The organism is Oryzibacillus soli, assembly GCF_051594765.1.
Classification (GTDB): Bacteria; Bacillota; Bacilli; order Paenibacillales; family NBRC-103111; genus Paenibacillus_AR.
This window is the reverse complement of sequence record NZ_JBPPGJ010000010.1, coordinates 244,594-264,273: the sequence shown is the minus strand read 5'-3', so window position 1 is coordinate 264,273 and position 19,680 is coordinate 244,594. Positions and strand designations below refer to the sequence as shown.

Genomic DNA, 19,680 nt, shown 5'->3' with positions numbered 1-19,680 from the left:
GTAAGACCCCTTGAAGACGACGAGGTTGATAGGCTGGGGGTGGAAGCGTGGCAACACGTGGAGCTGACCAGTACTAATCGGTCGAGGGCTTATCCATTGGTTTTCGGAAGTTTCGCATCCGGTTTTCAGGGCGCAAGTCCTGACGGAAGTTAACATGGAGAGATACCCAAGTGGCTCAAGGGGACCCTCTGCTAAGGGGTTAGACTGCGTAAGTGGTGCGAGGGTTCGAATCCCTCTCTCTCCGTATCTTCCTTCATCATAATGTGGCGGTGTAGCTCAGCTGGCTAGAGCGTTCGGTTCATACCCGAAAGGTCGGGGGTTCGATTCCCTTCGCCGCTACCACTTTTATCCCCGGGCGCTTAGCTCAGCCGGGAGAGCATCTGCCTTACAAGCAGAGGGTCGGCGGTTCGATCCCGTCAGCGCCCACCATATCGCGGAGCCGTGGTGTAGAGGCCTAACATGCCTGCCTGTCACGCAGGAGACCGCGGGTTCGAATCCCGTCGGCTCCGCCATCTTTTCATTTAATATGCAGCATCTTTATGGCTCGGTAGCTCAGCTGGTAGAGCAGAGGACTGAAAATCCTCGTGTCGGCGGTTCGATTCCGTCCCGAGCCACTCTTCATGGAGGGCTAGTGAAGTGGCTAAACACGGCAGACTGTAAATCTGCTCTCTCTGAGTTCGGTGGTTCGAATCCATCGCCCTCCACCATGTTATGAGCCATTAGCTCAGTCGGTAGAGCACCTGACTTTTAATCAGGGTGTCGTAGGTTCGAGTCCTACATGGCTCACGTTTGTTGAGAGTACGGCTGTCCTTGGGGACAGCCTTTTTGGTTTTTATACAGCCCAACGGACGCGGGAAATCCCCTGCGTCCGTTTTTTTTTTGACAGCTACAGCTTCTCGTGGACCGACTGGAGCTTGGACTCCATGCTGGACGCCTTGTCCCGCCGGTCATCGATGCGGATGGAGGTGGAGACCCGTTGGGCTCCCTTCTGAAAGGGAACCTCGTGCATGCGACGAACGACGGCTAAGAGATCCTCCAGCTCGCCCTCGATGATGGTGCTCATCGGGGTAAGCTGAAACTTGACGTTCTCCGGCGCCTGCTCCAGCACCTTATGGACCTCCGCCACATAGTGGCTGACACTGGGAGTTCCGGTCCCCAAGGGGACGATGGTTACTTCAACGATAGCCATGCTGCCTGCTCCTTTCGGGTGATCCTGGCTCTGATCCAGGGGGATTACCCGTATTGTACTCCTTTTGGGAGCTTCGCGGAAGGCATGCGGATGCTTAGAACGGTTAATGAGCAGGCAGCTCGGCGTGCAGGGAGGCTTGGATCAGGGACATCCGTTCCTCCGCCTCCGCCGGTTTGGGGGAGCTCTCCGGCGTCCGCGGGAAGGTAAGCGCCCCGTAAGGCATTACCACGGTTCGCAGTACCCGGTTCTCCTGGTGGAGCTCTGTCAGGATGCGGTCGACCGTCTCTTGCAGACAGCTGCCGCCCGTCTGGAAGCCCATCAGCTGCAGCAGGCTGCCGGGCATGGCGGAATGGAGCCAGACCCGATGGGAGCCTGTGATGCGGTACAGATGCTCTAGCTTGTGCGCCCCCAATACGAACTGTTCCTCTAGGGCTCGCAGCACGGAATCCCGGTCACATGCGTTCTCGGACCAGAGCTGCATAATGCCGTTGCCATAGTGCTCCCGGCATTCGGCCAAAAGCAGGATGGCGCCGCCCGGCTTCGTCACGGAGGCTGCGTTCTGCAAGGACTTGACCGCTTGATACAGCTGCAGGTCCTTAGGTGCACCGCCGGCGGAGACAATGGTGAAGTCATAAGGAGCAGACTTCGGCTTAACGAGGAAGATTCCGGCCGCTTGCTCCAGCAAGGATCGGTGGGCAGGAATGGGACTGCCAGCAGCGGCGGCGATCACGTCCCTGCTGTGGTTCACAATGACGTTCAGGAGGAAGTGGATCGGCACGAACCGCTGTGCTTCCTCCAGATCGTCGTGAACCGCATTGTCCAATGAACCGGGAACCGCCTTGTGTGTGCGTGAAAGAGAATGGTTGGCCTCGATACATCGGCGGGATGCACAGCCGGGAATGACCGCCTTAATGCCGCCTGACATGCCCACCAGCCGATGGGGCTCGATGTTCCCCGTTGCAATCCGGAGATCGGCTTCAACCACATGGCGGTTGATCGTTACCGGCGTGCCTTTAGATGTATCCCCCAGGTAGACGCAGTGGTCCTCCAGCACGGAATGATTCAGAACCGGAACCCGGGAACAGACGCTTGGGCCGGCCAGCCGCTCCAGCTCCTCCGGAGTGTGCTTCCGATGCATGCCCAGAGCGACAACGACCCGGATTCGTTCGTCCGGAATACCGCCCGCATTCAGCTCGTCCAGCAGCAGGGGGAGAAAGAGGTGGCTGGGGCTAAGCCGGGTTCCGTCACTGATCAGAATCACGGCGGTCCTCTTTCCCCGGGCCAGTTCCGAGAGCCGAGGGGAGCCGAAGGGGCTTTGGAGAGCGCGGGCGATCGGATCCGGATCCGCGAGACCCGGGTCTGCATAGGATAAGATATCGGGACGGAGGGGCTCCGGCAAAGAGAAGGATACAGTACTCTCCCCATAGCGCAGCGTAAGAATGGGAGACGCCTCCTTTTGTCCAAAATGGAAGTGGCAGGGTTGTCCTGATCCCCATTAGGATATCCTCCCCCATACCGGTTCATGCTCTGTCCGAGCATTGACAGCGAAGCTCGGGAGGGGTACAACAAAGGAAGAAAGCTGCATTCGGCAAGATTAGAACCAATCGGAAACGGGGGCTGCCGTATGAAGGCATCGGATTTTATGGTGAGGCAGGTTATTAAGGTGTTGGAGGAGGACACGGTCCGGAGCGTTATGGACAAGTTCGTCGCCAACCGGATCAGCGGACTGCCGGTGGTGAACCACCGCAATGAGATTGTGGGCTATATTAGCGACGGTGACATCATGCGAAGGATCGGCAAGCAGAATCCGGTCGTGTTCGAGAGCTTCCTCTTCTCGGCGGTCTACACGGATCAGGTGGATATCGGGATCAAGTTCCACAAGCTGATCGAGATGAATGTCATGAAGGTGGCCACGCACCATGTCATTACAGTGGAGGAGGATACAGAGATCGGCGAGATCGCGGCCATTCTGGGCAAGAAGCGGATCAAGAAGGTGCCGGTCGTCAAAAATGGGGTTCTGGCCGGCATCATCAGCCGGGGAGATATCATCCGGGCCGTGACCCGGCACTATCTCACGCAATCGGGTCAAGATCTGCTTCCTGAAGAATAAAGCAGGCTCCCGTACGAGGGAGCAGGAGTGGACAGGCTGGTAAATTGCTCCGGGTGGAATAAGATGGGGGGTTCCGAGCGATCCTTATGGAGGATGCTGCGGCGGTCCGTATGGCAACGCAGGTGGGTACTGGTACCCCTGGCAGAGGGGGTCCTGCACAGCCAACATTTACGGAATGCGGCAATACCGCTGCCATGGTAGTCTGTACATAGGCGGTCTGGTTTTACCAGATCGGGGGACCATACACCAATCTTGAGCAACTTTGGAGGGAAATCATCTTGTTCAGACGTGCGGTCAAACGAACCTTTTATGTATCGGCGGCCTTTACGATGTTGACGGCAGGCATGTGGGCGGAAGGCGTACACGCCGCTGCCGGCGATATGGATGCCGTATCCTTAGCCCGTGAGATGGTAGGCCAAGAATACACCCTGGGGGGAGAGGCGCCCGCCAAAGGCTTCGATGCTTCGGGCCTGATCCACTACATTTACGAGACCCTGGACTATGACATTCCGCGCTACATGAACGCCCAATACAAAATGGACAAGCCGTTCATCAGCACCCTGGGATCGGTTCAGCCGGGTGATATTCTGTTCTTCGGCAAGGGAAGCACGATATCGTTCAACGGCATCTACATGGGCAACAACCAATTCGTCATGGCATCCAAGTCCAAGGACGAAGTGGTTACCCGCAGTGTAACCGCTTATAAGGACCAATTCATCGGGGCGCGCCGCGTCCTCTCCCAGTCGGACCGGCTTCGCGTCAACATCATTCTGGATGCGCGCAAGTACCTGGGCACCCCCTATGTATTCGGCGCTAAGTACGGACAGACCGACACCTTCGACTGCTCCTCCTTCGTGAAGACCGTGTTCTCGCAGAACGGATTCGACCTTCCCCGCGTGTCGCGGAACCAGGCGCTGGAGGGCACCTACGTCAGCCGCAAAAACCTTCAGGTAGGCGATCTGGTTTTCTTCACCACCAAGGATTCCGCACCGAAGATCGGACATGTGGGTATCTATGTAGGGGACGGCATGATGATTCACACCTATGGAGAGGGCGGGGTCAAATACTCCACCATCGAGAGCGGCTGGTGGGATGACCACTATGTAACGGCCCGCCGTCTGATCAAGGACTGACCCTATACTGTCAAAATCCAACCCTTACGGCAATCATGCTGATAAGGGTTGTTTCATATGATACAATAGACAGGGTATAGAAAGAGATCTTGGCGGTATAGGAGCTGTGGATATGGAGTGGGATCATATTGCCGGTCAGCTGGGAACCATACTCGGCGCTCCGGTAAGACGGGAGACGGTAGCGGCCCGGGAATGGGAGGCTTGGACCGGACAGGCGCCGGGGCAGGCGCTATCGAGAACGGCCGTGCAGGGCCAGGTGCTGTACTTCCGATTGGGAGGCGCCGAGGCTGGGAAGCTGCCGGTGCTGTCTGTAGAGGAAGTGCTGGTCACCCCTTCGGAGAGACGGCTTGTCGAGATGCTTCTGGAAGCATCCGATCCATGGGCGGCGGTGGCTCCCCCGAAGGCGGTTCATACCATGGGAGAGGAGGAGCGGAAGGCGGCGCTCGTCAAGGATTGGATTCTCCAGCATCTGGAGAACGGCGAGACCCGGGCGGACATGCCGGAGCTCTTGGCTTCGCAGCTGGCTCTGTATGCGCCGAAGATTCCCTTTTTGCTGTACGGCGATTATTCCGACACCCAGACGGTCACGTATATGGAGCTGAAGAAGCTGCTGGAGTCCTTCTTCGATGCGGAGATCATCCTGATTCCGCTCATGGAGAAGGAATGGCTTATTCTGGGCTCCGAGTCCCTCTTGTCCGAAAGCTCCGGTGACGAGCGGGAGGACGAAGTGGAAGAAAGCGTGGAGGAAGCGCTTGCATCCATTTGCGGAGGACTCTATGAGATGCTGTCCAACGAATGGGTGGGTGAGTGCCATGTCACCATCCATTACCCCATGACGCCGGCCAAATCCCTCTTAACTACGGTCCATGAGATGCGCGAGGCCATCAAGCTGGGCAAGATGTACCATCTCGGCAGCAACCTGCATCTTCCGTGGAACATGCATATGGAGAAGCTGCTGTATGCGGTTCCGGACAACGAGAGAACGGCCTTCGTGGAGCAGGTGCTTCGGGGCATCGACCATGTCCTGGACGCGGAGATGCTGTCCACGCTGGAGCAGTTCTTCGCATTGGACTGCAACGTCAGCGAGACGGCGAAGAAGCTCTACATCCACCGCAACACGCTGTTGTACAGGCTCGATAAGTTCAAGCAGGAGACCGGGAAGGACGTTCGGACCTTCAGCGATGCGGTCCTTGTGAAGACGGCGCTCCTATTGTACAAAGTGACGAAAAGGAAGTAGTTTTTTTGTAGGGTTTGTGCATAGTCACAGAGCCCTTCTGTAGGGTAAGATAAGACTATCAAGAGAAGACAAGAAATGATCATGTGGGAGGAATTTAAACATGGCAGGCGTACGTTTACATCACATCGTGAAAACTTATCCGGGCAACCCCGAACCGACGGTAAAAGATTTCCATCTGGATATTAAAGATAAGGAATTCATCGTTCTGGTAGGTGGATCCGGTTGCGGTAAATCCACGACCCTCCGTATGATCGCAGGTCTCGAAGAAATCACCTCCGGCGAGCTGTACATCGGTGACCGTCTTGTAAACGACGTAGCGCCTAAAGACCGCGACATCGCAATGGTGTTCCAGTCCTACGCTCTGTACCCGCACATGAACGTTTATCAAAATATGGCATTCGGCCTGAAACTGCGTAAATTCAAGAAAGCCGATATCGACGCACGCGTTCGTCAAGCTGCTAAGATCCTCGACATCGAGCACCTGCTCGACCGTAAGCCGAAGGCTCTCTCCGGCGGTCAGCGCCAGCGTGTTGCTCTGGGCCGCGCAATCGTCCGCGAACCGCAAGTGTTCCTGATGGACGAACCGCTCTCCAACTTGGACGCTAAACTTCGCGTAGCGATGCGTACTGAGATCCTGAAGCTGCACAAGCGTCTGGAAACCACCATCATCTACGTAACGCATGACCAAACCGAAGCTCTGACCATGGGCGACCGTATCGTCGTTATGGAACAAGGCGTTATCCAGCAAGCGGCTACTCCGGACGAAATGTACAACTTCCCGGTTAACATGTTCGTTGCTGGCTTCATCGGCACTCCTGCCATGAACTTCGTTAACGGTACTCTGACCGAACAAAACGGTGGCGTATTCTTCAAAGCCAGCGGCATCAACGTCGAGCTGCCGGGCGGCAAAGCCAAGACCCTGCGCGATAAAGGCTACATCGGCAAGGAAGTGGTTATGGGCATCCGTCCTGAAGACATCCATGATGAGCCGGTATTCCTGGAAGCTTCCCCGAACACCATTGTGAACGCTCAAGTGGACGTAACCGAGAACCTCGGTCACGAAATGTACCTGCACTTGTCCGGTCTGGGCACCGGCGCTACCATCGCTCGTGTAGACGGCCGCTCCGGCATCAAGGACGGCACCAACGTGAAGCTGGCGCTGGACATGAACAAGGTTCATTTCTTCGACAAAGACTCCACTCTGAATATCTTCACTGCTTAAGATATCAGCAAGCGCAAGCTTGTAAGAGGCCGGCTGGCAACAGCCGGCTTTTGTCGTACATACGGTTGTTGATTTATGACGGCAATTCTTATAGGATGGTACTATTGGTACATAAAGGAGATTGAAGGATATATGCCGAAAAAGGTGAAAGTCAGCGACTTGGCGAGCAAGTTCCAGATGGAAGTCGTCAGCGGCAGCGAAGGGCTGAAACGGCAGATCAGCGTGGCGGACCTGTGCCGTCCCGGATTGGAGATGGCCGGATATTTCGAATATTATCCCGAGGACCGGGTGCAGATTCTGGGTAAGACGGAGCTGACCTTCTTCGAGAAGCTTCCCGAAGCGGACCGGAAGGACCGGATGACCCGGCTGTGCAGAGAAGCGACGCCCTGCGTCGTCATCACCCGCGGATTGGACGTGCCGCCGGAGCTTATGGACGCATCGGCCTCTACCGGAATCGCCGTCCTGCGCAGCCACGTGAACACGACTACGCTGGCTGGCCAAATTACCGATTTCCTGGAGCATAAGCTGGCTCCCTCCACCACCATCCACGGCGTACTCGTCGACGTGTACGGCATCGGCATGCTCATCTCCGGAAGCAGCGGCATCGGCAAGAGCGAAACCGCTCTGGAGCTGGTCAAGCGCGGCCACCGGCTTATTGCGGATGATGCGGTGGAGATCCGCCAGACGGCGGAGAATGTCCTGATCGGCAACGCGCCGGACCTGATCAAGCACCTGCTGGAGATCCGCGGCGTCGGGATTATCAACGTGATGACGCTGTTCGGTGCCGGTGCAGTGCGCAACAACACGAAGATCAATGTGGTCGTGAAGCTGGAGAACTGGCAGCAGGATAAGCAGTACGACCGTCTGGGTCTGGACGAGGAAACCACCCGGATCATCGATACCGATATCCCATTGGTCACCATTCCCGTCCGTCCGGGCCGGAACCTGGCGGTCATCATCGAGGTGGCGGCCATGAACTACCGCCTGAAGCGGATGGGGTACAACGCTGCCCTCCAATTTACGAACAAGCTGACCGAAACGATCAATGAAGATATGGATGAGATGGAGTAAGCAGGAATCCCTCGTCCATCGGGATAGACTAATTCCCGCCGGAACCGGCGGCTGAAAGGAGAAGCGGCATGCTATTGGCGCTTGATCCCATCGCATTTTCCCTGGGACCCATATCCGTACATTGGTACGGTATTATTCTCGGAACGGCCGCTCTGTTCGGCTTGTACTTGGCCGTGTACGAGGGCAAACGGTTCGGCATGAACCCGGATTTCTTCATGGATCTCCTCTTGATCGGCGTTCCTACGGCCATTGTGGGAGCAAGGATCTACTATGTGGCGTTCAAGTGGGAGGATTACAAGCATAACCCGGCGGAGATCATCGCGATCTGGAACGGCGGCATCGCCATCTACGGCGCCTTGATCGGAGCTATCGCCGGTGCGATCTGGTACTGCCGGAGGAAGGGCTACAACTTCTGGCGGATCGCCGATATCTGCGCGCCCAGCCTGATTGCGGGGCAGATGATCGGCCGATGGGGGAACTTCGTGAACCAGGAGGCCCATGGCGGCCCGGTTCCGGAGACCTTCCTGCGGGACAAGCTGCATCTGCCGGGCTTCATCGTGGACCAGATGAACATCGGCGGGGAGTTCTATCACCCGACCTTCCTGTATGAGTCCTTCTGGAATCTGGCCTGCCTGCTGCTGCTGTTCTGGCTCCGGCGGCAGAAGTTCCTGAAGTCGGGCGAGCTGTTCGCCAGCTACTTCATCGGCTATTCCATCGGACGGTTCTTCATCGAGGGGCTCCGGACGGACAGTCTAGCCTTTGACGGACCGGGATGGCTGGCATCGCTGATGAATGGGTTGTGGGCGCCCATGGATCTGTTCTTCCAGGCGGGAGAGATGGCGTACGGGAACGTGCGGACCTCTCAGCTGCTGGCGATCCTACTGATCATCGGCGCGGTGGTTTTCATGGTCCTGCGGCGCCGTCGGTTAGGAGCGGCACAGCCGTATTACCGGGATCCGATCGAGTCGACGAAGGAGCAGCCCGCAGCGGTAGAGAGCGTACAAGGGCCGGCAACGGAATAAGCATGGATAGCCAAAGAGGCCGCAGGCCAAGGTTCCCCGGATGGGGACGGCTTGCGGACCTCTTTCTTATACGGACACCCATGCTGCGAGCGTCGTACCCTAAGAGGATGAAAGTTCGAGGAAGGCCCTCAAAGGGGCTGTGCCTAATTCGAGGCTTCCCTAACAGAGTCCGGTCATCGGACTCCGTTAGTACAGGATAGGAGGACATCATGTTTAAGACTGTATTGTTTGACTTGGACGGCACCATTCTCGACACCAATGAATTGATCGTGGCCAGCTTCCTGCACACGCTGGAAGGGGTCACGGAGAAGGTGTATACCCGGGAGGATATAGTAGGGAATTTCGGCCGCTCGCTGATCGACCAGATGCGGGAGTATACGGGGCAGGAGGATGTGGAGCCGTTCATCCGCAAGTATCGGACCTACAATATCAGCCGGCATGATGAGCTGATCCGGGAATTTCCTTATGTGAGGGAGACCGTGGAGCGGCTGAGCCGGGGAGGCATCAAGCTGGGGGTCGTAACCAGCAAGGTACGGCGCACCACACTGATGGGATTGGAGCGCTTCGGGCTGAAGCCATTCATGGGCAGCATCGTCACGGTGGACGAAGTCAGCGAACCGAAGCCTTCGCCGGAAGGAATCCGGAAGGCCATGGAGGAGCTGGGGGCCGAACCCGCAACAACCTTGATGGTGGGAGACAGCCAATATGATATTCAGGCGGCGAAGCGTGCGGGAATCCGGGTAGCCGGAGTCCGCTGGACGGAGAAGGGCGAGGAGTTCCTCCGGCAGTTCGAGCCGGACTTCATGATTGCCGATATCCGGGAGCTGATTGGGATGTGCGGCCTAACGGAAGCCGGAAAGTAAACCGTCTATAACGGGACTGGGGCCGGGGGGCCGGTAATAGAACCGAGTGGAGGGAAAAGGATGCGCCAAACGGAGAAGTACCCAACGGAGGGACCCAATGCCTTATGGCAGGTATACCGGACGGTGAACCGCTTCAAGGCGGTGCGGAATTTCATCTTCATCCAGATCGCCCGGTACTGTCCCTCGCTGCCGGTGAAGAACTGGATCTACCGGAATGTGCTCGGGATGAAGGTAGGCGAACATGCCTCCTTCGCGCTTATGGTGATGGTGGACGTGTTCTTCCCGGAACGGATCCATGTGGGCGAGAATACGATTATCGGCTACAACTCGACGATTCTGACCCATGAATACCTGATCCGCGAATACCGGCTGGGGGATGTGCGTATCGGCAGCCATGTCATGATCGGCGCCAACTGCACCATTCTCCCCGGGGTCACCATTGGTGATAATGCGGTCGTCGGAGCGGGAGCCGTCGTGCACAAGGATGTGGAGCCCTACAGCTTCGTGGCCGGCAATCCGCTCCAGGTCATCCGTCCCGGACGGCCGGAGGCGGAGCGGGCAGGACAGCAGGAACAGGCTTCGTCGCGGCAGGATCGGTGCCGAATGGAAGAGCCGGAGCGGGACAAGGAGCCGGAACTGGAACCGGTATGAGTGATCGGATATAGGGTCCGTCAGGACCATGTGCACGTCCCCGGCCACGCCGAAAGGGAATTGACGGTTTCCTTGGAGCGTGGTATATTTACGTCTAATCCCTTTATTTTGGTAGTATGGTAATATGGTAGCATGGTATCGCACTAAAGCGTTTTGCCGCGTTAAAGGGCCGGTGCCTTGATGTACGGGGTGGAGGCAGAATTCCCCAACATGGACAAGAATGTTACAATAGCAGGTAGGATCGATTAACGGCAAGCTGGAATTCGGAAGATGGGGTGAGTGGGTTGTCGAAGCCTAAGGTGTTTGAGAAGCCGACCGGCGTGAAGGACTATCTGCCGGAAGCGGTGGCGAAGCTGCGGAGCATCGAGTTCCGCGTGCTGGAATGTATGGAGAAGTGGGGTTACAGCCAGATTATCACGCCCACGCTGGAGTTCTATGATACGGTGGGCGTAGCCAGCTCCACCGAGGACAAGAAGATGTTCAAGCTCCTCGACCAGAACGGGCGTACCCTGGTTCTGCGGCCGGATATTACGGCCCCGATCGCACGGGTGGTGGCCTCCCTCATGAAGGAGGAGAAGCTGCCGCTACGCCTCTCCTACCACGCTAACGTCTACCGGGCCTTCGAGGAGGAGGCGGGACGGGAGTCGGAGTTCTTCCAGACCGGCGCCGAGCTGGTCGGAGACGGGTCCTCGGAGGCGGACGCCGAGGTGATTGCGTTGGCCATTGCCTCCTTGCAGGCTGCCGGCGTGCACACCTTCAAGATCGCCCTGGGGCATACGGGCTTTTTGAACGGCTTGTTCCACGAGACCTTGAACGGCCGGGAGGAAGAGCAGCAGGCGCTGAAGGAGTGTCTTTTGAACCGCGACTATGTGGGCTACCGCCAGAAGCTGAAGGGCTTCAGCCTCGAGGAGACCATGCAGAAGGAGCTGGAGGGCATCCTCCGCCTGCGGGGCGGCGAGGAGATCTGCGAGCTGGCCCGGGGTCTGACCCGCGATGAGCTGGCCCAGGAGTCCATCCAGCATCTGTGCGACATCTACGAGGTGCTGAAGGCGTACGGTGTCAGCCAGAACGTCCTGATCGATCTGACGATGATCGGAGATTTCTCCTATTATACCGGCATGACCTTCGAAGGGTATGCCGCCAATCTGGGCTTCCCGGTGGTCAGCGGCGGGCGTTACGACAACCTGCTGCGCCAGTTCGGGCGTCCGGCTCCGGCGACGGGATTCGCGCTCAAGACGACGCGGATCATGGAAGCCACCCAGGAGACGCCGGCCCCCGTGCGCCGGCTGCTCGTCGTCTACGAGCCGTCCCGCCGGGCGGAGGCCCTGAAGCGGGCCGGAGCACTCCGGGCGGAGGCCGGGGTCAGCGTGGAGACCCGCTGCCTGGCCGTCAAGCCCGAGCTCGCGCGCAGCGGGGACGGGTGCTTCGCGTACGAGGGGCGGAGCTATGAGGACGCGGTGCTTTTTTATGGAGAGAGGGGGTAACGGGTGGAGATGGAAACCTTGAAAATCGCCATGCCCAAAGGGCGGATCAACCGCCCGGCCATCAAGCTGTTCCAGGAGGCGGGCTTCGCCGTTCCGGATGATCTGGAGGAGTCCCGCAAGCTCATCATTTCGGTGCCGGGCGCAGGCTTCGAGTTCATCATGGCGAAGCCGGTGGACGTGGCCACCTACGTGGAGTACGGAGCAGCGGACATCGGGATCGTCGGCAAGGATGTGCTGATGGAGGAGAACCGGGACGTCTACGAGCTGTTGGATCTGCAGATCGCCCGCTGCCGCATGTCCGTCATCGGACTGCCGGACTGGAAGCCGGCCATCAATCTCCGGGTGGCGACCAAGTACCCGAATGTGGCGTCCCAATACTTCCGGGAGCGGGGGCAGCAGGTGAACGTGATCAAGCTGAACGGCTCCATCGAGCTGGCTCCTCTCATCGGCCTGGCGGACCGGATCGTGGATATGGTGGAGACGGGCTCCACCATCCGGGAGAACGGTCTCGTGGAGATGGAGCAGATCTTCTCGATCACGAGCCGTCTGATCGCCAACCGGGTGAGCTACCGGATGAAGAACGAACGGATTCAAGAGATATGCGACAAGCTGCAGGACGTGATCTCCGGGCGGGAGCAGCCTGCGGCCCCGAGGATAAACGCCTGATAGACATAAGACTTCAACATTAACACATATCGAAAGGGGACGGTTGGCATGGCGGTGCGGATCATACCGGCGGAGGAATTCTCCATTCACCGGGAGGTGGAATACGGGTCTCCCGAGCAGAACCAGGCCGTGAAGGAGATCATCGAGGCCGTACGGGCGGAAGGCGACGAAGCCTTACGCCGGTTCTCCGAGAAGTTCGACAAGTCCAAGGTGGAGCAGTTCCGGATTCCGGAGGAGGAGATCCAGGCGGCCTATGACCGGGTGGAGCCGGAGTTCGTGGCGGCCATCCGGGAGGCGGCGGTGAACATCCGCTCCTTCCACGAGAAGCAGAAGCGGGAGTCCTGGATGGACCTGAAGCCCGACGGCACCCTGCTCGGGCAGGTGATCCGGCCCCTGAAGCGGGTCGGCCTGTATGTTCCGGGCGGCAAGGCGGCGTATCCGTCGTCCGTCTTGATGAATGCGATCCCGGCCCAGGTGGCGGGTGTTCCGGAGATCGCCATGGTCACGCCGCCGGCAACGGCCGGCGTGGAAGGGGTGAACCCGTACATCCTCGTGGCTGCCGCTGAGGCGGGCGTCCGCGAGGTGTACCGGGTCGGCGGCGCCCAGGCGGTGGCGGCGCTGGCCTACGGCACGGCCCAGATCCCGGCCGTGGATAAGATCGTGGGACCCGGCAACATCTATGTCGCCCTCGCCAAGCGCTACGTGTACGGCGTGGTCGACATCGACAGCATCGCGGGTCCCAGCGAGATCATCGTGCTCGCCGACGATTCGGCGGATCCGGCCTATGTGGCCGCGGATCTGCTGTCGCAAGCCGAGCACGACGAGATGGCGTCGGCGGTCCTCGTGACGCCGTCGCAGGCTCTGGCCGAGGCCGTCCAAGCGGAGCTCGGCCGCCAGGTGGCGCTGCTGCCGCGGCGGGCGATTGCGGAGCAGTCGCTGGCCGATTACGGCGCCATCCTGACGGTGCCCACGCTTGAGGCGGGCATCGAGGTCGTCAACCAGATGGCGCCCGAGCATCTGGAGGTCATCGTCCGGGAGCCGTTCCAGTACCTGGCGAAGATTGAGAATGCGGGAGCCATCTTCCTGGGGCCGTACAGCTCGGAATCGGTGGGCGATTATTTTGCCGGTCCGAATCATGTGCTGCCTACCAACGGCACCGCCCGGTTCTCGTCCGCCCTGAGCGTAGACGACTTCATCAAGAAATCCAGCGTCATCTATTACAGCAAGGAGGCGCTCCTGCGGGATGCGCCGCAGATCGCCGCTCTGGCCAAGTTCGAGGGGCTGCAGGCCCATGCGCGGGCGGTCGAAATCCGAGTGGAGAAGGAGGGGGGAGCCCAATGACGGAGCAGACGAAGGTGCAGCAAGCAGCGGCGGAGGGCCAATCCTCCGCAGCGCGGACCGCAGCGGTAGCGCGCAAAACCAACGAAACGGACATCAAGCTGGAGTTCGGCGTGGACGGAACCGGCATCTCCGAGATCGAAACGGACGTGCCGTTCCTGAACCACATGCTGGATCTGTTCACGAAGCACGGCCAGTTCGACCTGAAGGTACAGGCGGAGGGCGACGTGCATATCGACGACCATCATACCGTGGAGGACATCGGGATCTGCCTGGGGCAGACGCTCCGCGAAGCGCTGGGGGACAAGAAGGGCATCAAGCGCTATGCCAGCGTCTTCATCCCTATGGACGAAGCCTTGGCGCAGGTCGTCATCGACATCAGCAACCGGCCCCACTTCGAATACCGGGCCCAGTATCCGTCCCAGCAGGTGGGCAGCTTCTCGGTGGAGCTGGTTCACGAGTTTCTATGGAAGCTGGCTCTGGAGGCCCGCATCACCCTGCACGTCATCGTGCATTACGGCCAGAACACCCACCATATGATCGAGGCGGTCTTCAAGGCGCTGGGCCGGGCCCTGGACGAAGCGACGTCCATCGATCCCCGGGTGCAAGGAGTGCCTTCCACGAAGGGGGTGCTGTAAACGGATGATCGCCATCATTGATTACGGCATGGGCAATCTGCACAGCGTCAGCAAGGCGGTGGAGCGGCTGGGCTACGAGGCGGTGGTGACGTCCGACCCGGAGCGTATCCTGGCTTCGGACGGCGCCATTCTTCCCGGCGTAGGCGCCTTCGGCGACGCCATGCATTTCCTGCGAGAGGCGAAGCTGGATGATGTGGTCCGGGCGTATGCCGCCTCCGGCAAGCCGCTGCTCGGCATCTGCCTGGGCATGCAGCTCCTGTTCAGCGGAAGTGAGGAGCATGGCGAGCACGAGGGGCTGTCGCTCCTGCCGGGCCGGGTCATCCGGTTCCAAGGCAGCTTCAAGGTCCCCCATATGGGCTGGAACAAGCTGGAGTTCAAGAACCCGGACTCCCCCTTGCTGGACGGCTTGGAGGAGGGGCACGCGTACTTCGTGCATTCCTATCACGCGCTGCCGGAGCGGGCATCCGATCTTCTGGCGGTCACGGACTACAACCATCCTGTAACGGCCATCGTGGGCCGGGACAACGTATACGGCATGCAGTTCCACCCGGAAAAAAGCGGGTCGCTCGGCATGGCGCTCCTCGCCAACTTCCTGAAGCTGTGCGGAGCGCCCGACCGGAAGAAGGAGGCGGAAGCCGATGTTGGCTAAGCGGATTATTCCCTGTCTGGACGTGAAGGACGGCCGGGTGGTGAAGGGCGTCAACTTCGTAAACCTGCGGGATGCGGGAGACCCGGTGGAGCTGGCGGCCACCTATGACCGGGAGGGGGCGGACGAGCTGGTGTTTCTCGACATCTCCGCCTCCCATGAAGGGCGCGCCACCATGGTGGAGGTGGTCCGCAAGACGGCCGGAGAAATCACCATCCCCTTCACAGTGGGGGGCGGCATCGCAAGCGTGGACGACATGACCCGGATTCTCCGGGCCGGTGCCGACAAGATCGGCATCAACACGGCGGCGGTGAAGAATCCGGAGCTGATCACGGACGGCGCCCGGCGGTTCGGCTGCCAATGCATCGTGGTGGCCATCGACGCCAAGTTCAACCCCGCCTGGGGCGAGTGGGAGGTCTATATCCACGGCGGCCGTACGCCGACGGGCATCAAGGCGCTGGAGTGGGTCCGCCGGGTGGAATCCTTGGGTGCCGGCGAGCTGCTTCTGACCAGCATGGATGCGGACGGAACGAAGGACGGCTTCGATGTGCCCCTGACCCGGGCGGTCTCCGAGTCCGTAGGGATCCCCGTCATCGCTTCCGGCGGTGCGGGGAAGATCGAGGATTTCTACGAGGTATTCCAAGAAGCGAAGGCGGACGCCGGCTTGGCGGCCACCATCTTCCACTACAAAGAGCTGACCATTCACGACGTGAAGGAAGATCTGAAGAAGAAAGGTGTCGAGATCCGATGAGCAACGAAACGAAGCAAGCGGCCACCGTCGAAGAGCTGGCCGAGCTGATCCCGTGGTCCCCGGAGGGCCTGGTGCCCGCCATCGTGCAGGACGCCGTCAGCAAGGAAGTGCTGATGATGGCTTATATGAACCGGGACGCCCTGCAGCGGACCGTGGAGTCTGGCGAGGCCTGGTTCTACAGCCGCTCCCGCCAGGAGCTGTGGCATAAGGGAGGAACCTCCGGCCATGTACAGCAGGTGAAGAGCCTGGCCTATGACTGTGACGCGGACACCCTGCTCCTGAAGGTGCTGCCACAAGGGCCTGCCTGCCATACCAACGCCTACAGCTGCTTCTACCGGGAACTTCCGCTGGCCGGCAACGACGGAAGCGTGACTGACGGAATCGACCCGGCAGACCGCTTCGCCATTCTGAATACGCTGGAAGCCACCATCGCCAAGCGCGATGCGGAGCGTCCGGAGGGAGCCTACACCACCTATCTGTTCGAGAAGGGTGTGGACAAGATTCTGAAGAAGGTAGGCGAGGAAGCGGCGGAGGTCATCATTGCGGCCAAGAACCGCAGCGCCGAAGAGCTCCGGTACGAAGCGAGCGACCTGATCTACCACCTTCTGGTGCTGCTGCGCGAGCAGAAGCTGCCCTTGGACGAGGTGCTGAAGGAACTGGACCGCCGTCATAATAAATAAGCGTCAGCCCGCCCCACCGGTATGCGGCAGAGCCTTTCTGACGCGCCTGACCGGGGCGGGTTCTTTTTTTGTGGGGGAGACAAGTCTACAGATCTGCATACGAGTGGGAGCTTCCGGGTAAACTGGGGGGTGTTCCCTATCTGCAAGAATAACGAGGTGGTATCCGAATGAATGACATGGTGGAATCGAAGCAGGAAGCCATCCGCATGCTGGAAGAGACGAGCCGGACCTTCTTCATCCCCATCAGCCGGCTGGTGCCAGGCCTTCAGGAGGCCGTGGCTTCCGCATACTTGTGTATGAGGGCCATTGATGAGATTGAAGATCATCCGAGCCTGGACCCGATGGTCAAAACCGGACTGCTGCACGCAACCGCAGCAGCCCTTACACATCCGGACCGGGAGGATCGGCTTGCCGCCCAATATGAGCCTTACAGAGGCACCCTGCCGGAGGTGACGCTCCGACTGGCGGAATGGATCCGCCTCTGTCCCGGCGAGGTGCAGCCCCGCATTCTGGCCTCCGTCTCCGAGATGGCCGGCCGCATGGCGGGCTGGGTGGAGAAGAAGTGGCAGATCCGGACGGAAGAGGAGCTGGATGATTACACCTACTCGGTAGCAGGGCTGGTCGGCGTAATGCTGGCCGATCTCTGGCATTGGCACAGCCGCGTGGAGCCGGATTATCCCAGGGCTATCGCCTTCGGACGGGGACTGCAATCGGTGAATATTATCCGCAACCGGGCCGAGGATCAGCTACGGGGCGTGGATTTCTTCCCGGAAGGCTGGGAGCGGGCGCGGATGCTGGCTTATTCCCGTAGAAACCTGAACCAGGCGGAGATTTACACCGCCGGGCTGCCGGAAGGACCGATCCGGGAGTTCTGCCGGATTCCCCTGGCGCTGGCTACCGCGACACTGGACGTTGTGGAGGCCGGGGAAGAGAAGCTGAGCCGGACCGCCGTCCTGAACCTGGTACAGCAAATAACTGGCGGATGTTCTCCTGCCTGAGATTGTGGTACAATACCAGGGTGCCCCAATGAAGTGAGGGCATAGTTAGAGCGGGAACGGCAGGAACGATAGCAGATGATTATGGACTATCACACGCACCACAACCGCTGCGGCCACGCCGTAGGGACCATAGAGGACTACATATTGCGCGGCATGGAGATCGGCGTACACCAGCTTGGTGTATCCGATCACATGCCGCTTTTTCATGGTGAACCGTCAACGCGTCACAACGGATTGGCGATGGGCATGGAGGAGCTGCCCCGGTACGTGGAAGAGGTGCTCCGGCTGAAGGAGAAGTACCGTGAGGACATCGAGGTGCTGCTGGGGATCGAGGCGGATTATATCGAAGGACGGGAGGAGGAGACCGCACGTCTCCTGAAGCCGTATCCTTGGGATTATGTCATCGGCTCGGTTCATTATCTGGGGGATTGGGATCTGTTCGACTCCCGGCAGCAGTGCCGGTGGAGCGGGCAGCCGGCTCCCCGGATCTATGAGGCCTACTACCGGTCCATCGAAGGAGCGGCCGCTTCCGGGCTCTTCGACATCATCGGACACTTCGACGGCATCAAGCGTTATGGCCCGCCTCCCATACTGGGGGAATGGACGATGCAGCGGGCGGCCCTGGAGGCCGTTGCCCGGGCGGGCATCGCCTTGGAGCTGAACACGTCCGGGCTCCGGCAGCAGCCGGGAGCCCCTTACCCGGGGCAGCCGGTGCTTGTGGCCTGCGCGGAGCTGGGCATTCCGCTCACCGTCGGCTCTGATGCCCACCATCCGAGGCATGTGGCGGCGGGCTTCGACGAAGCGGTGCAGCTTCTGAATCAGGCGGGAATCCGGGAGGCGGCTGTCTTCCGGGGACGTCGGAGGAGCCTGGCGCCGGTTTCCGGCTTCGCTCTTACGCTGGAATAATTCTATCCAAAAAACCTTGGAAGAGGCTCTTATTTCAAAATAAATTCTTAACATGTATAATAGAGGACGGGAATAATTTTTAAGTGGATTGATTTCAGGAGGGTAACCATGATTTCCGAAAACGTGAAAATCTTCTCCGGGTCTTCGAACCCGAAGCTGGCGGAGAAGATAAGCCAAGAGCTGGGCCGTCCGCTCGGCCAGGTCAAGCTGTCCCGCTTCAAAAGTGGCGAGCACTACTGTTTGTATGAAGAGAGCATCCGGAACTGCGACGTGTTTCTGGTTCAAACGTTCTCCCATCCCATCAACGAGCATTTTGTCGAACTGCTGGTGATGATGGATGCCGCCAAACGGGCATCGGCAAGGACTATTAATCTGGTTATTCCGTATTATGGTTACTCGAGACAAGAACGCAAGGCCGCTCCGAGGGAGCCCATCTCCGCGAAGATGGTGGCAGACGTACTGACCACAGCAGGCGCGGACCGCGTGATCACCATCGACCTGCATGCACCGGCGATCCAAGGCTTCTTCAACATTCCCGTTGACCATCTGACTGCACTGGATCTCATCAGCGACTATATCCGCAAGAAGAATATTCAGAATCCCATCGTCGTCTCCCCGGATGCCGGACGGGCCACAACAGCCGAGAATCTGGCGAATATCCTGAACGCTCCGTTCGCCATCATGATCAAGAAGCGGCCCGAGCACAACAAATCGGTCATCACCCACGTCATCGGCGAGGTGGAGGGACGGACCCCGATCATCATCGAGGACCTGATCGATACGGGCACCACCATCGTGAACGTTGTCGAGGGCTTGAAGGAGCGGGGCGCCAAGGACGTGCTGATCTGCGCCACCCACCCGGTGTTCTCCGGCCCGGCGCTGCAGCGTCTGGATCATCCCAATATCATGGAAGTGGTCATCACCGACTCCATCGCCATCCCCGAGGACCATTCCTCCCGGTTCCATGTCTTGACGGTTGCCGGCCTCTTGTCCGATGCGATCCGCATCATCATGAGCGGCGGCTCCATCAGCTCGTTGTTCAAATACGGCGGAGTGTAAGCCAACGCTTAAGACG

20 protein-coding genes, 7 tRNA genes and 1 rRNA gene are annotated in these 19,680 nt (G+C 59.3%); 26 read left to right on the top strand and 2 right to left on the bottom strand.

Translation table 11 applies throughout. The features are described 5' to 3' along the window. The 8 genes from ACSEXW_RS15920 to ACSEXW_RS15885 form a co-directional block, all read left to right on the top strand. Positions 1 to 97, top strand: a 23S ribosomal RNA gene (locus ACSEXW_RS15920); the annotation flags it as partial. 59 nt (positions 98 to 156) lie between these two features. Beyond that, positions 157 to 244: transfer RNA gene (locus ACSEXW_RS15915), tRNA-Ser, on the top strand. Positions 245 to 265: 21 nt separating this feature from the next. Further along, positions 266 to 342 (top strand) — tRNA-Met (locus ACSEXW_RS15910). Positions 343 to 353: 11 nt separating this feature from the next. Further along, a tRNA-Val gene (locus tag ACSEXW_RS15905) sits at positions 354 to 429 on the top strand. Positions 430 to 435: 6 nt separating this feature from the next. Continuing rightward, positions 436 to 512: transfer RNA gene (locus ACSEXW_RS15900), tRNA-Asp, on the top strand. 29 nt (positions 513 to 541) lie between these two features. Then, positions 542 to 614, top strand: a tRNA-Phe gene (locus ACSEXW_RS15895). 8 nt (positions 615 to 622) lie between these two features. Continuing rightward, positions 623 to 707, top strand: a tRNA-Tyr gene (locus ACSEXW_RS15890). 6 nt (positions 708 to 713) lie between these two features. After that, positions 714 to 786: transfer RNA gene (locus ACSEXW_RS15885), tRNA-Lys, on the top strand. Between the two features lie 100 nt (positions 787 to 886). Here ACSEXW_RS15885 and ACSEXW_RS15880 read toward each other — a convergent pair. Together ACSEXW_RS15880 and ACSEXW_RS15875 are read right to left on the bottom strand one after the other, a co-directional pair. Then, a complete protein-coding gene (locus tag ACSEXW_RS15880) occupies positions 887 to 1,189 on the bottom strand; it encodes an MTH1187 family thiamine-binding protein (protein ID WP_438447153.1) in 303 nt (100 codons plus the stop codon). Between the two features lie 103 nt (positions 1,190 to 1,292). Continuing rightward, a complete protein-coding gene (locus ACSEXW_RS15875; RefSeq protein ID WP_438447158.1) occupies positions 1,293 to 2,621 on the bottom strand; it encodes a nickel-dependent lactate racemase family protein in 1,329 nt (442 codons plus the stop codon). Positions 2,622 to 2,813: 192 nt separating this feature from the next. Here ACSEXW_RS15875 and ACSEXW_RS15870 point away from each other — a divergent pair, with 192 nt between their 5' ends. The 18 genes from ACSEXW_RS15870 to ACSEXW_RS15785 all read left to right on the top strand — a co-directional run bounded on the left by ACSEXW_RS15870 (position 2,814) and on the right by ACSEXW_RS15785 (position 19,664). Continuing rightward, complete coding sequence (locus tag ACSEXW_RS15870; protein ID WP_438447152.1) at positions 2,814 to 3,299, top strand: CBS domain-containing protein; 486 nt, start codon at positions 2,814 to 2,816, stop codon at positions 3,297 to 3,299. A gap of 278 nt (positions 3,300 to 3,577) precedes the next feature. Continuing rightward, entirely contained in the window at positions 3,578 to 4,432 is an 855-nt protein-coding gene (locus ACSEXW_RS15865; RefSeq protein WP_438447151.1) for a C40 family peptidase, read from the top strand. A gap of 112 nt (positions 4,433 to 4,544) precedes the next feature. Then, complete coding sequence (locus ACSEXW_RS15860) at positions 4,545 to 5,669, top strand: PucR family transcriptional regulator (RefSeq protein WP_438447150.1); 1,125 nt, start codon at positions 4,545 to 4,547, stop codon at positions 5,667 to 5,669. Positions 5,670 to 5,769: 100 nt separating this feature from the next. Next, positions 5,770 to 6,891: an ABC transporter ATP-binding protein gene (locus ACSEXW_RS15855; protein WP_438447149.1), complete on the top strand. Its 1,122-nt coding sequence runs from the start codon at positions 5,770 to 5,772 to the stop codon at positions 6,889 to 6,891. A gap of 132 nt (positions 6,892 to 7,023) precedes the next feature. Continuing rightward, entirely contained in the window at positions 7,024 to 7,962 is a 939-nt protein-coding gene (hprK, locus tag ACSEXW_RS15850) for an HPr(Ser) kinase/phosphatase (RefSeq protein ID WP_438447148.1), read from the top strand. Between the two features lie 68 nt (positions 7,963 to 8,030). Next, a complete protein-coding gene (gene lgt / locus ACSEXW_RS15845) occupies positions 8,031 to 8,984 on the top strand; it encodes a prolipoprotein diacylglyceryl transferase (RefSeq protein WP_438447147.1) in 954 nt (317 codons plus the stop codon). 209 nt (positions 8,985 to 9,193) lie between these two features. Then, positions 9,194 to 9,847: a pyrophosphatase PpaX gene (gene ppaX, locus ACSEXW_RS15840; RefSeq protein WP_438447146.1), complete on the top strand. Its 654-nt coding sequence runs from the start codon at positions 9,194 to 9,196 to the stop codon at positions 9,845 to 9,847. Between the two features lie 60 nt (positions 9,848 to 9,907). Beyond that, positions 9,908 to 10,498 (top strand): acyltransferase, encoded by a 591-nt coding sequence (locus ACSEXW_RS15835; protein WP_438447145.1) that lies wholly within the window; start codon positions 9,908 to 9,910, stop codon positions 10,496 to 10,498. Positions 10,499 to 10,782: 284 nt separating this feature from the next. Further along, positions 10,783 to 11,982 carry an ATP phosphoribosyltransferase regulatory subunit gene (locus ACSEXW_RS15830; RefSeq protein ID WP_438447144.1) on the top strand — a complete coding sequence of 400 codons (1,200 nt, stop codon included), beginning with the start codon at positions 10,783 to 10,785 and terminating at the stop codon, positions 11,980 to 11,982. Positions 11,983 to 11,991: 9 nt separating this feature from the next. After that, positions 11,992 to 12,648: an ATP phosphoribosyltransferase gene (hisG, locus tag ACSEXW_RS15825; RefSeq protein ID WP_438447143.1), complete on the top strand. Its 657-nt coding sequence runs from the start codon at positions 11,992 to 11,994 to the stop codon at positions 12,646 to 12,648. A gap of 48 nt (positions 12,649 to 12,696) precedes the next feature. After that, positions 12,697 to 13,989 carry a histidinol dehydrogenase gene (hisD, locus tag ACSEXW_RS15820; RefSeq protein ID WP_438447142.1) on the top strand — a complete coding sequence of 431 codons (1,293 nt, stop codon included), beginning with the start codon at positions 12,697 to 12,699 and terminating at the stop codon, positions 13,987 to 13,989. After that, positions 13,986 to 14,624, top strand: a complete 639-nt coding sequence (hisB, locus tag ACSEXW_RS15815; protein WP_438447141.1) for an imidazoleglycerol-phosphate dehydratase HisB — start codon at positions 13,986 to 13,988, stop codon at positions 14,622 to 14,624. Before hisD ends, hisB begins: the two co-directional genes overlap by 4 nt. 4 nt (positions 14,625 to 14,628) lie before the next feature. After that, positions 14,629 to 15,273 (top strand): imidazole glycerol phosphate synthase subunit HisH, encoded by a 645-nt coding sequence (gene hisH, locus ACSEXW_RS15810; RefSeq protein WP_438447140.1) that lies wholly within the window; start codon positions 14,629 to 14,631, stop codon positions 15,271 to 15,273. Continuing rightward, the gene (gene hisF, locus ACSEXW_RS15805) at positions 15,263 to 16,021 is read left to right on the top strand and encodes an imidazole glycerol phosphate synthase subunit HisF (protein WP_438447139.1); all 759 of its coding nucleotides are present in this window, start codon (positions 15,263 to 15,265) and stop codon (positions 16,019 to 16,021) included. Before hisH ends, hisF begins: the two co-directional genes overlap by 11 nt. Beyond that, positions 16,018 to 16,701, top strand: coding sequence for a bifunctional phosphoribosyl-AMP cyclohydrolase/phosphoribosyl-ATP diphosphatase HisIE (hisIE, locus tag ACSEXW_RS15800; protein ID WP_438447138.1), 684 nt, complete (start codon positions 16,018 to 16,020; stop codon positions 16,699 to 16,701). Before hisF ends, hisIE begins: the two co-directional genes overlap by 4 nt. Before the next feature lie 167 nt (positions 16,702 to 16,868). Beyond that, complete coding sequence (locus ACSEXW_RS15795; RefSeq protein WP_438447137.1) at positions 16,869 to 17,699, top strand: squalene/phytoene synthase family protein; 831 nt, start codon at positions 16,869 to 16,871, stop codon at positions 17,697 to 17,699. A gap of 75 nt (positions 17,700 to 17,774) precedes the next feature. After that, the gene (locus ACSEXW_RS15790) at positions 17,775 to 18,605 is read left to right on the top strand and encodes a histidinol-phosphatase (RefSeq protein WP_438447136.1); all 831 of its coding nucleotides are present in this window, start codon (positions 17,775 to 17,777) and stop codon (positions 18,603 to 18,605) included. 108 nt (positions 18,606 to 18,713) lie between these two features. Continuing rightward, complete coding sequence (locus tag ACSEXW_RS15785) at positions 18,714 to 19,664, top strand: ribose-phosphate diphosphokinase (protein ID WP_438447135.1); 951 nt, start codon at positions 18,714 to 18,716, stop codon at positions 19,662 to 19,664. Positions 19,665 to 19,680: the final 16 nt, after the last annotated feature.

Excerpts from the sequence above, each read along its gene's own strand:
- ACSEXW_RS15880 (WP_438447153.1), bottom strand. The coding sequence starts at position 1,189 with ATGGCTATCGTTGAAGTAACCATCGTCCCCTTGGGGACCGGAACTCCC.
- ACSEXW_RS15870 (WP_438447152.1), top strand. The coding sequence starts at position 2,814 with ATGAAGGCATCGGATTTTATGGTGAGGCAGGTTATTAAGGTGTTGGAG.
- ACSEXW_RS15860 (WP_438447150.1), top strand. The coding sequence starts at position 4,545 with ATGGAGTGGGATCATATTGCCGGTCAGCTGGGAACCATACTCGGCGCT.
- ACSEXW_RS15855 (WP_438447149.1), top strand. The coding sequence starts at position 5,770 with ATGGCAGGCGTACGTTTACATCACATCGTGAAAACTTATCCGGGCAAC.
- hprK (WP_438447148.1), top strand. The coding sequence starts at position 7,024 with ATGCCGAAAAAGGTGAAAGTCAGCGACTTGGCGAGCAAGTTCCAGATG.
- lgt (WP_438447147.1), top strand. The coding sequence starts at position 8,031 with ATGCTATTGGCGCTTGATCCCATCGCATTTTCCCTGGGACCCATATCC.
- ppaX (WP_438447146.1), top strand. The coding sequence starts at position 9,194 with ATGTTTAAGACTGTATTGTTTGACTTGGACGGCACCATTCTCGACACC.
- ACSEXW_RS15835 (WP_438447145.1), top strand. The coding sequence starts at position 9,908 with ATGCGCCAAACGGAGAAGTACCCAACGGAGGGACCCAATGCCTTATGG.
- hisG (WP_438447143.1), top strand. The coding sequence starts at position 11,992 with ATGGAAACCTTGAAAATCGCCATGCCCAAAGGGCGGATCAACCGCCCG.
- hisD (WP_438447142.1), top strand. The coding sequence starts at position 12,697 with ATGGCGGTGCGGATCATACCGGCGGAGGAATTCTCCATTCACCGGGAG.
- hisB (WP_438447141.1), top strand. The coding sequence starts at position 13,986 with ATGACGGAGCAGACGAAGGTGCAGCAAGCAGCGGCGGAGGGCCAATCC.
- hisH (WP_438447140.1), top strand. The coding sequence starts at position 14,629 with ATGATCGCCATCATTGATTACGGCATGGGCAATCTGCACAGCGTCAGC.
- hisF (WP_438447139.1), top strand. The coding sequence starts at position 15,263 with ATGTTGGCTAAGCGGATTATTCCCTGTCTGGACGTGAAGGACGGCCGG.
- hisIE (WP_438447138.1), top strand. The coding sequence starts at position 16,018 with ATGAGCAACGAAACGAAGCAAGCGGCCACCGTCGAAGAGCTGGCCGAG.
- ACSEXW_RS15795 (WP_438447137.1), top strand. The coding sequence starts at position 16,869 with ATGAATGACATGGTGGAATCGAAGCAGGAAGCCATCCGCATGCTGGAA.
- ACSEXW_RS15790 (WP_438447136.1), top strand. The coding sequence starts at position 17,775 with ATGATTATGGACTATCACACGCACCACAACCGCTGCGGCCACGCCGTA.
- ACSEXW_RS15785 (WP_438447135.1), top strand. The coding sequence starts at position 18,714 with ATGATTTCCGAAAACGTGAAAATCTTCTCCGGGTCTTCGAACCCGAAG.